At 60.8% G+C, this 10718-nt stretch carries 6 protein-coding genes and 1 pseudogene; 5 read left to right on the forward strand and 2 right to left on the reverse strand.

The annotated features are described in order from the left end of the window. Positions 1-749 precede the first annotated feature (749 nt). The 4 genes from DP107_RS19205 to DP107_RS19220 all read left to right on the forward strand — a co-directional run bounded on the left by DP107_RS19205 (position 750) and on the right by DP107_RS19220 (position 6890). Positions 750-3011 (forward strand): outer membrane protein assembly factor BamB family protein, encoded by a 2262-nt coding sequence (locus tag DP107_RS19205; protein WP_144263693.1) that lies wholly within the window; start codon positions 750-752, stop codon positions 3009-3011. Between the two features lie 115 nt (positions 3012-3126). Continuing rightward, positions 3127-5457, forward strand: coding sequence for a beta-alanine-activating enzyme beta-propeller domain-containing protein (locus DP107_RS19210; RefSeq protein WP_144263694.1), 2331 nt, complete (start codon positions 3127-3129; stop codon positions 5455-5457). A gap of 62 nt (positions 5458-5519) precedes the next feature. Next, positions 5520-6131, forward strand: a complete 612-nt coding sequence (locus tag DP107_RS19215; protein ID WP_144263695.1) for a hypothetical protein — start codon at positions 5520-5522, stop codon at positions 6129-6131. Positions 6132-6209: 78 nt separating this feature from the next. Continuing rightward, positions 6210-6890, forward strand: a complete 681-nt coding sequence (locus tag DP107_RS19220) for an SLC5/6 family protein (RefSeq protein ID WP_144263696.1) — start codon at positions 6210-6212, stop codon at positions 6888-6890. Positions 6891-7337: 447 nt separating this feature from the next. Here DP107_RS19220 and DP107_RS19225 read toward each other — a convergent pair whose 3' ends face one another. Together DP107_RS19225 and DP107_RS19230 are read right to left on the reverse strand one after the other, a co-directional pair. Next, positions 7338-8681: a serine/threonine-protein kinase gene (locus tag DP107_RS19225; RefSeq protein WP_338072753.1), complete on the reverse strand. Its 1344-nt coding sequence runs from the start codon at positions 8679-8681 to the stop codon at positions 7338-7340. Positions 8682-8885: 204 nt separating this feature from the next. Then, positions 8886-9086: pseudogene (locus tag DP107_RS19230) on the reverse strand (cold-shock protein); the annotation flags it as partial. Between the two features lie 639 nt (positions 9087-9725). Here DP107_RS19230 and DP107_RS19235 point away from each other — a divergent pair. Then, positions 9726-9944 (forward strand): hypothetical protein, encoded by a 219-nt coding sequence (locus DP107_RS19235; RefSeq protein WP_144263697.1) that lies wholly within the window; start codon positions 9726-9728, stop codon positions 9942-9944. Positions 9945-10718 lie beyond the last annotated feature (774 nt).

Genomic DNA, 10718 nt, shown 5'->3' on the forward strand with positions numbered 1-10718 from the left:
GTCGGCTTCATCCCACCCCTGAAGGGGTGGGCTTTCGCCTCGCTACCGCTGTAATGTCAGCGTTGCCGCCGCCGACCGGCTCCCGATTTGTGAGAGCGTCGTATTCAACCGAGAGTTCGGGGACGGACGGATTCTGGGTTGGTATCTTCCCGCCTAAGGGGGCACGGGGGGAGTTGCCGAGGAGTGTTCTGAGTGGCTTTCAATATAAGCGTTGGTCGCCTGGCCTGGGGCCGAGACGCGGCCAGCGCCCTTCGGCTCGTCACCGTTCCGACCCGGAGGAGAATCGCTAGACTTCTCCTCGCAATCCCCGTTATCGCCGTTCCTGGGCATCTGCCACGCTCCAGCACCACCCGCTCCGCCGAGGCCGAGAACCCCAAGCGTAGTCAGAGTTAGTTAGGAATCGGGCCCGCCGCCGGTTGATGCTGTTGCGCTAGTGACAGCGCTTGTGGCTGTATCAGTCTCGGATGTCGTCAGAGTCGCTGTTGAGGTGGCTTCCTGCTCACCGAGCGCGTACAGTGTCCCATCAGCACTCCCGATGTAGACCATCACATAGATTATAACTGGAGACGAACGCACGGCAGCGTCGGTCTGGAAGACCCACTTCTCTGTCTCATTCGGATAGACACGAACGGAAATGGGTCGTACGATGTCTGCAGTGTGAATCGCCTCGGGGTCAAGCCCGGGGCATTCTGCTTGAACCTGTGTAAACGATACAACCTTTTTGCCGTCAGGATGAGTCCATACCAAGCATGAGGTGGGTAACTCGCCGTCGCGTCCTCCAGTCCGGGCTCCTCATAGGTAGCACGGTCATGACCGAACGAGTGGCCTCCCAGACAGGAGCGGGAGCGGTGGAGTGGCCGACGTTCAGTTTCGACCGGCGCAACAGCGGCCGGAGTCCAGCGGTCGGGCCCACTAGTTCAGTTTCCGCCGCTTGGCGCCACGAGACTGGTGGTCCGGTAGCCACCACGCCGGTGGTCGCAAGCGGGTTCGTTTATGTCGGGAGCGACGACGGCACGTTATACGCTCTTGACGCCATTTCAGGGGAACGACAATGGTCGGTGGAGACCGGCAGCCGTGTCCGGTCGTCGCCGACATTCCGGGATGGGACTATCTATTTTGGCAGCGACGACGGGGCGGTCCGCGCGGTCGATGCGTCTGGCGGTGATGTCACTTGGACGACAGCCACTGATGACAACGTGAGTAGTTCGCCGGTCGTGGCCGACGGAACTGTCTACGTGGGGAGCGAGGACGGTCGTCTGTACGCGATGGCTGCGGGAGACGGCGAGGTCGGGTGGACAGTCGATACCGGCAGTCCGATTACCTCGTCACCAGCAGTCGCCGGCGGAACCGTCTATGTCGGGAGCGCGGATACACACCTCTATGCCATAGACATCACCACAGGAGAGGTTACGTGGCGGGTTGAGACAGGTGATGGGATAGCCTCCTCACCGGCAGTCGTCGACAGCACCGTATACGTCGGCAGCGGCGACGGGTACCTCTATGCGCTGGATACCGGCACCGGAGAGCAACGATGGCGCTTCAGAACGGACGGCCTCGTTGGCACATCGCCCACGGTCGCCAACAGCACCGTGTACGTCGCGAATGGGCTGTTTAGTCGCCGGCTCTACGCCGTCGAAGCTGAGACGGGGAACGAGCGGTGGATGGTCGAGACCGACGGAGCCGTGCAGTCTTCACCAGCCGTGGCTGACGGTCTCGTCTACTTCGGCAGTGGCGACCGCCACGTCTACGCCGTTGATGCTGATACCGGCAACACACAATGGTCGTTCGAAACGAGCGATCTCGTCGCCTCGTCTCCTGCGGTGGTCGATGGAGCTGTCTACGTAGGGAGCAACGACGGGAGCCTCTACGCGCTCACCGACGACAAAATCCCGGCTCGTGTCGGAACAGGCGGACCGGGACTGCGGGAACTTGCCCCGGTCGTACTGGGCGTGCTGGGACTCGGTGGCGGGAGCGCGTGGCTGCTCCGACGCCGGCGTACCGACAGGGGGCAGTCGCGTCCCGATATTTTGGACGATGATGGCGACGCAGACGGAAGCGACACTCCAGTTCCGGAAGTCGAGGCATCCGACAGGACCGCTACCGATTCGTCGGCTGACACTACGGCAACCTCGACGTCTGACCGCGCGCGGCCCGCGTCACAGCCGACGGCTGACCGGTTCCCCGGTGCTCCATCAGTGTCGGTCGATTACGGGTATCTGACCGATCGGGAGATTATCGGAAGCGGGGGCAATGCGGACGTGGTCAGGGCGACGCTCCCGACGGACGCAGGTGACCAGACGATTGCGGTGAAGGAGCCACGCGTCGCGGGGACCATCCGCTCTGATGATGTTGAGCGGATGCTTTCTGAGGCCGAAGTCTGGAGCAAGATTGACGATCACGATCACATCGTGCGGGTGCTAGACTACGCCGCGGAGCCGCTGCCGTGGATCGCCATGGAGTATATGGATGGAGGGACGCTGGCCGAGCGCGCCGGCACACTGGACCTGCCTCAGGCCCTCTGGGCGGCCTTGTGTATCACGAGGGGGGTCCGGCACGCACACCGCAAGGGGGTGGCCCATCTCGACCTGAAACCCGAGAACGTCCTGTTCCGCGAGAGTGATGATGGCTGGGATGTCCCAAAAGTCGCCGACTGGGGGCTCTCGCGCTATCTGCTTGATCACTCTAATAGTGTCGAGGGGCTTACCCCTCAGTACGCCGCTCCGGAGCAGTTCGACGAGGAGACGCCGACCGACGACATCACAGACATCTATCAGCTTGGAGTAGTCTTCTACGAACTCCTCACCGGCCAACCGCCGTTTGAGGGACGTCCTGCGGAGGTGATGCAGTCAGTACTTGAGGCCGAACCGACGCCACCGAGCGAGATTGCCGACCTCCCACAGGATGTGGATCAGGTATTGCTGCGGGCGCTTGCGACCGATCGAAGCGAGCGGTACGATGATATTGTTTACCTCCGCGATGGGCTCAAACGGCTCTACCACGACCAGTGGTGACACGTATTGAGCAGAAGCTTAGGGAGAACATCAGTGCACGCTGCCTCGGATACCGCTTCGCCAGATGCGATGTGAGCCACGTTTTTGTGCATACGGCGAAATTCACACATAACGTGTGACACGCGAGGTCCTGACGCGACGGGAGCTCCTCGGGGTGATGGGGGTTCTCGCCGGCGGGGGCGGGGTCGGTGCCGGTGCCACACGGCGTGGCAGGGCACAGTCCGATGAGCGGTGGCCACAGTTCGGACAGAATCGGATGAACACGGGCCATGTGGCCGGCATCGCCCCGAGTGCGCCAGTAACCGATCGGTGGACCTACGAGACCGGCGATGGCGTGAGCTCCTCTCCGGCGGTGGTCGACGGAACCGTCTACATCGGAAGCGCCGACGGCTCGGTGTACGCACTCTCGGCCGCGGATGGAAAAGAACAGTGGAGCTACGAAACGGGCGATGGGGTCAGTTCCTCACCTGCAGTCCATGACGGAACCGTATACGTGGGAAGCCTGGATGAATCGGTGTACGCACTCTCAGCCGCGGATGGAGAGGAACGGTGGACATTCGAGACGGGGGGAGGCGTCGTCTCTTCGCCCACCGTCGTGGACGAGAGGGTCTACCTGGGGAGCCATGACGGTGCGATCTACGCTCTCTCGACAGCGGACGGGAGTGAGCGGTGGTCGTACGAGACCGGCGGCGAGATTTGGTCCTCCCCGGCGGTGGCCGATGGGACTGTCTACATAGGGAGTCGGGACGGCGCCGTTCATGCCGTCTCGACCACGGACGGGAGCGAGCAGTGGACCCACAGTACCGATGGGTGGGTCGAATCCCCACCAGCGGTGGTTGGCAGCACCGTGTATGCAGGGAGCCTGGACGGCTCTGTGTACGCCCTGTCGGAGGCCGACGGGACCGAACAGTGGGTATTCACGGCCGACAGTGGAGTCGCCTCCTCGCCGGCGGTCGCTGACGGAACGGTCTATATCGGCAGCGAGGACAACGGGGTATACGCGCTCTCGGCGGCAGACGGGACGGAGCTATGGCGCTTCGCGACAGGCGACCGGGTCTTCTCGTCCCCAGCGGTGGTCGACGGAGTCATCTACATCGGTGGTGTCGATGGGGCGGTGTACGCTCTGGCGGCGACTGACGGGACCGAGCAGTGGTCCCACCGCACTGGCGGGCCGGTGTTCTCGTCGCCGGCGGTGGCCGGCGAAACTGTGTATATCGGCAGCGGCACCGGCTCGGTGTTCGCGTTGGCACAGGGCAGCGCGACTCCGGCTTCGACGCGGACGGAGGGAGGTGGGATTGGGGATGATGTCGAATCCCCGACTCCACGTAACGCCCTGGCGGTCGGAGAATCGTCGAACGATCTCTTCTCAATAGAGCTCTTGACTACCCTTGTCGGTGGTGCCGTCGTGGGCAGTAGCGGCCTCTGGTGGCTCCGGGGGCGTCTGTCGGCGGACGACGACGGGGACGAGACGCGGACCGGCGAATCAACGGCCGGGACTAGGTTGTCGACGTCGGAGGCGGCCGACACAACCACCGAGGGGCAGGGTTCCGACGCATCCGGTTCCGGGACGGCCGACCGAGCTGCTGTAGAAGTTCCGAGAACGGTCATTGACCAGCACCTCCCCGAAGCGGCGCCGACGGTCGACTCGGTCTCCGTTGATTACAACTCGCTCACGGAGCGCGAAGAGCTCCACAGTGCGGGCAACGGACGGGTGGTCTTGGGGGGACGTCCGACTGCGGACGGCGAGCAGAGCGTCGCTGTAAAAGAACCCGCAGGCACGGAGACCCTCCATCGTCCGCGCATCGAGGAGCTACTGGATGGGGCGGAAGTCTGGAGCAAGATTGACGACCACGATCACATCGTGCGGGTGCTGGATTACGCCGCGGAGCCGCTGCCGTGGATCGCCATGGAATATATGGACGGAGGAACGCTGGCCGAACGTGCCGGCACACTGGACCTGCCTCAGACCCTCTGGACCGCTCTGGCAATCACTAAATCGGTCCATCATGCACATCGCCATGGCGTGACTCACCTCGGGTTGACCCCTCGGAACGTGCTGTTCCGCGAGACGCCAGCTGGTATATGGGACTGGCCGAAAGTAAGCGACTGGGGGACCTCCGGAATCCTCTCGTCCTTCGCCGGGGGTACCTCCCCCTACGCGGCGCCGGAGCAGACTGATGCGGTGGCAGGGACGACGGATGACATCACCGATGTCTACAGGGCCGGAGCCGTGTGTTACGAACTGTTCACCGGCCGACCGCCGTTCCAAACGGCTCCCGACGAGGGGGAGCATGGGCGGACCCCGAAGCCACCCAGCACGGTCGCCGACGTGCCGGTCGCACTCGACGGCATCCTCCGCTCCGCGCTGGCGTGGGACCGATCCGACCGCTACGACTCTATCGTGTATCTCCGGGACGAACTCGGAAACTGGTTCCTCGAATCCTAATCCTCGGTCCAGATTGTGCGTCAAAGACTCTTTATATGTGCATATGAAAGATAGATATCAGTATGAACCTCAAGTGGGGGGCTGATGAACCGCACGTCACCGCCCTGAAAAACGCCGTGACGGTGGTATTGTGCGTGCTGGTTTTCGTCGTCCCGGTGCAGGCAGTCGCAATGGGCGGTGCTGGGTCGTTAGTCGACAATAACGGACCAGTCGCCAATTTAGACTGCCTCGACGAAGACCAGAGCGAGATTTCCGAACGGCTCGGTAGTCTTGCGGAACAAACGATGGCTATCCTGCCCGAATCCGTACAGAGTCGCGTTGTCGACGAGCAACTCTCAATCATTGTCGGCGGGGGGTCGTACTTTGCGGCCACTGTCAGCGAGGCCGGAACGGTAGAGCAGGTCCGGATCGGCCAGGCAGAGGATCCAACAGTCGTCGTCCGGGCGGAGTGCCAGACGGTTGCTGACATCCAAGCTTCGGAGTCCTCCTCAGCGGCCCTGGAGCGTAGCATCAGTCGGGGAGAGGTCACTCTTCAGGGGACAAGTACGACTTCTGATGTCGCAGCCTCGTACGGGAGCAAGGGCGTTCAGGCCTATCACATCACGCAATCCTCCGAAACGGGAGGTGTCGAGGAGGGAACCGACGGCTTCAGCAGCGGATTAGTGTATGACTGAATACCGATTCGCCGCGCCGACACGGGGCCGACAGCCAGGATGGTCCGTCGTGAATCGGTGCGTTCGCGGGGCGAACTCATGAGCACAGAAAACGCGACAACACGACGGGTCGATAGACTGGGAATCAGATGGTATCACCTTCTCTTCGCCATCGCGTTCGGCGTGGGCGCGGGGATTCTCCCCCCGGATGGGGCCGTGACCTATGCCGGTTGGGTCGGCGGACTGCTGGGTTCGCTGACTTCCGCCTTCATTATCACCGGTCTTGTCCTTGTGGCAACGCGACGGGTGGACGACTGGCGCCCGGAAGACTTGGTCGGGCACAATGCTCCAGATTCGAATCTAAAGTACATTCTCGCCTCAGCCATCTCGGCACAGTTGTTCGTTTTCGGGACGGCACTCAAATCGGACGTGAGCCTGGGAACCTTAGCGGTAATCGTCTCGGCAGTCAACTTGATTGTCGGCCTCGCAGCGGTGGGCGATATGTTCCGGCTGAAGGGTCGCGGCATCAAATGGGACCAGTCCGAACTGGGACTTCCCGTCGCTGCGTTCCTCGTCGGCATCGTCGGCGGACTCGCGTATTGGTACCGCCGCGGCCGGAAACGGGGGGCATGGGTCACAAGGAACACGACTACGACGGCCGAATCAGCCGGGGCGAATGTCGAGCAGGAACCGGACCAGTCCAACGCGGCCGACACCGTCAACGACGGGAAGGCGGACACAGACGCGAGCGCCGACGGAGCAGAGGCTGACGACAACTGAGCCCGTCTTCTTTTGTTCGGGCTGGCTTCCCACGAACGAGACGACCCCGCTCGAACTGGCAAGCGTCTCCCGGGATACAGCGTGATGTAAACAGCCTCGCTGACGGGGGGCTGGCGGCGTTCTGATCTGATACGCTCGCCAATGCAGCCATGACGAGTTCTCGGTAGCATACTAGAGAGCAACCTCCCGGACGAGACGCTGCTCATCGAGTTTGGCAACTCAGAACTTGCAAAACAAGAATATATTGAAAGGTTTGTGACGGCTGATTGCATTTTTATGGCTCATGAGGTGATTGAGGGTGAAGACTTCGATATTTCTACTTATTATTTTATTCTGCACTGTTTCCAATCTGATATTATCTGTCTAAGCGTAGACACCGAAGAGGTTAAGCAAGCATACTTGAACATCGGTGAACGCTCGGCGCGCACGGGTTGGAAGACAAGTGGCCTACTCATCGAGCCGGGCGGCCACCGCCGGCGGGAGCCGCCCACCCGTGCGTAGCGCGTGCAGCGCGTCCCCGAACACGCTCACCGAACTGTACCGGTCGGTCTTCTCCCGCTCCAGCGCCAGCCCGACCACCGCGTCAACTTCAGGGGGCAACTCAGCACGCCGGTCGCCCGGCGGCGCAATCGGCTCCTCTCCGATGACGGTCTTCATCACCTCCAGTTGCCCGCCCGTCGCCGGCGGCTCGCCAGTCAACAGCGCGTACACCAGGGCCCCGACCTGGTAGATGTCCGTCAACTGGTCCGGGTCCCCGAACTTGGTAGAGTCGAATTGCTCGGGCGCGGCATACTGGACCGACAGCCCCTCCATCGTGCCGGTCTCCTCGGCCAGCGTGCGGGACAGCCCCCAATCCGCGAGTTTCGGCCACGACCACCCGTCGGTCTCACGCAACAGCACGTTCCTCGGCTTCACGTCCAGATGCACCTTTCCCAGGTTGTGTGCGACCTCCAGGCCCTTGCAGACACACGCACCCGTCCACAGCGCCTGCCCCACCGGCAGCCCGTCGGGATGCTTGACCAGCAGCTCCTCCAAGTCGCCCCCGTCCATGTACTCCATCGCCACCCACGGCTGCCGGTCGCCCGTGGCAATTACCCCGACGATGTGCTCGGAGTCGGCCCAGCGGCGCTTCTCCCGTTCGCGGGCGTCGACCGTCGCCCAGGTCTCCGCCTGTGAGAGGAACTCCTCGACGGCCTCGCGGGTCAGCGTCGCCGATGTGTCCGGCTCCCGTAATGCGACCCTCGCCGGCGGCTGCTTGGCCTCGGGCAGCCGCGCCTCGGTGATGATCGCCTGCCCCCCGGCGCCAATCTCCTCGGCAATCGTTAGACCCTCATGTGACAGGCTGGGCCGACGTGGCGGGCTCGCGACCGCTTCCACGCCCGGTTCCTGGGACTCGGGGATGTCGGCTACCGACGCTCCTCTCTCGGACTCGTCAGAATCGTCCTCATGAACTGAAGATGGTTCATGCCCACTCTGCTCGTTGAGTTGTTCACGACGTTCCTGTTCACGTTGCCTGCGAATTTCCTCAACGCGTTCTTCGAACGATTTATTTTCGTTGGGAGTGGCAGTCCCAGCAGCGCCCTCCGTCGAAGGCTCCATGTCACGCTGCTCGCGGATCTCCTCAACGCGTTCCCGGAACGACTTGTCCTCGTCGGGGGAATCATCACCGTCCGAGGCGTCCGTCGGAGGCTCCATGTCACGCTGCTCGCGGATCTCCTCAACGCGTTCCCGGAACGACTTGTCCTCGTCGGGGGAATCATCACCGTCCGAGGCGTCCGTCGGAGGCTCCATGTCACGCTGCTCGCGGATCTCCTCAACGCGTTCCCGGAACGACTTGTCCTCGTCGGGTGCATTGATCTTGTCAGACTCGATACGGTTTACAGCGGCTGCGAGGTCGCCGTCAACCGTCTCCAACGCTTGTTCTGCCACTTTCTGATCCACCCCCGTCCGGTCCGCAACAAGTTCGATGTCGAGATTATCGCCTTCGTTGGGGTCACGAACAACGTTGATTGCTCTTGGTCCTTCTTCGGCTTGTTCGATGTCGAACGCGACCTTTGTTCCTTCAGTCAGGTCCGGGCCGCCAATATCCTCCATGTGGAAAAAAACATCTTCTCCGGCTTGGTCACATTGAATAAAGCCGTAGCCGCCCGTATCGTTGAAGAAATCTACAATTCCAACTGCATCGTATTGGGTCATGTCTCATAACTCGTTGTCCCCCTGAAAATACCTATTGCCGAGTGCTAACTGACTTAGAATATAAATGATTATTAAGAGGAGATGGTAAGTATGAACTCCGGGAACTCCGACAATTCTGATTTTTCAATGCGAGTTGTCTATTGTCAGTGTGCTGAAGTGTGAGAATTGATAATAAGGAGGCAGATGAAGGAACGCTCTCGTAAAGTAGATTGTTCGTGAGGACTCTCCGAACTGAGTGAACTCGGTATATCGATTCCTTCACCCTGTCTCACTCTTGCTCTGGTGAGTTTAGGCACCGTGTAGAGCTACGAAAAATCACCCGACGGCTCGCCACCCTTGGTATAGAATGAGGCGTATTCACCGCATCTCTGGCAAACCACATCTGCCACCTGGAGAGCGAACTCATATACGACCTCATTGCGTGTGGTCCCGCTCCCAGAACCACTGGTTTCCGTTGGAGTAGTGTTTCCAGCCTCTTCTCGTGAGGGATCGGCCTCCTTGGCTAGTCTGAGCAGCTCTTTTTTCCGTTGTGTCAAGCTCATTCTCGGAGATGTCTGCCTCAGTACCTCCGACAGGGGGAAAGTTTGAATCGGATCGCATCCCACACGTTTCCCTCGTCATCAGAGCCTCCTCCCAGTAGTGATTGACGTACTCGTGCTCCCCGTCGCAGGCCACAACGTCAGCGCCGTTACTCTCTCCGCCCCCCTCGAAGACATGGAGATCATCACCGTTCTCCACGTGGCCTCGGATCCGCTCGTTCCCCCATCCATCGTCATATTGCCCACCCGGGCTTCGCCGGAGTACATGAACAGCTCATTACTCAGGAACCAGTCGCTGTACCCGTGTTTCTCTATCTAGGGTCGGTGAAGACGAACATGAACGAATTGGCTGAAGGGGTCGAAATCCCGTACTGGCGTTGCCCCGCGAACTCGTCGTGAAGCTCCTTCCGGAGGTGCTGAGCCCCGAATTCAAAATTTGACGTCGGAGGGATCTCAGCTGTTTCCATAGTAGCCAAGACAATCACTGATAAAAATAATACTGGGAGTCCAGAAACCGTAACCGGGTTGGACGACAACTCATGTCCGGAGATACGAGCGATTCTCCCTATCATCTCGCTACCTGACAGTATGGGCGTGCCCGATACAGAGGGTGTAGTCAGCACGGTGGCAGCGGTTGGTCTGCTCTTGCTACCGGATCAGCCCACCGTCTATGAGGCGAGTCTCGTGGGATGTCGTCCTCTCAAGCCCGTATTATCGAGAAGAACGAATACAAGATCAAGAGGACGGAAACGCCGACGAAATACCACGCTGCGCTATCGTCTCATAAGAGGGGTGCAGCCATCACTGCAAACGGAATCGAGACGACAGCGGCCTGAATCGACTTCACGTAGTGTTTTGAAATTCCACTCCCGGGATCAGACATATTCTGTAGCCTCACCGTCACCCGATACGAGTTTGGGAAGAGTTGGGTGTCACCCGTCTCGGAGAGATGCTATCTGAGATGAGGCTCCTGACCGAACTACGACCCGTGTTCTCGTCTGCTCCGACTGACCGACTCGCGCCCTGTATGCAGCAGTGCATCCGGAATCTATCAGTGCCTGAGAACTCCCTCGTCTCGTAATCGGGTTGGAGG

This window comes from Haloglomus irregulare (assembly GCF_007421925.1).
Taxonomy (GTDB): Archaea; Halobacteriota; Halobacteria; order Halobacteriales; family Haloarculaceae; genus Haloglomus; species Haloglomus irregulare.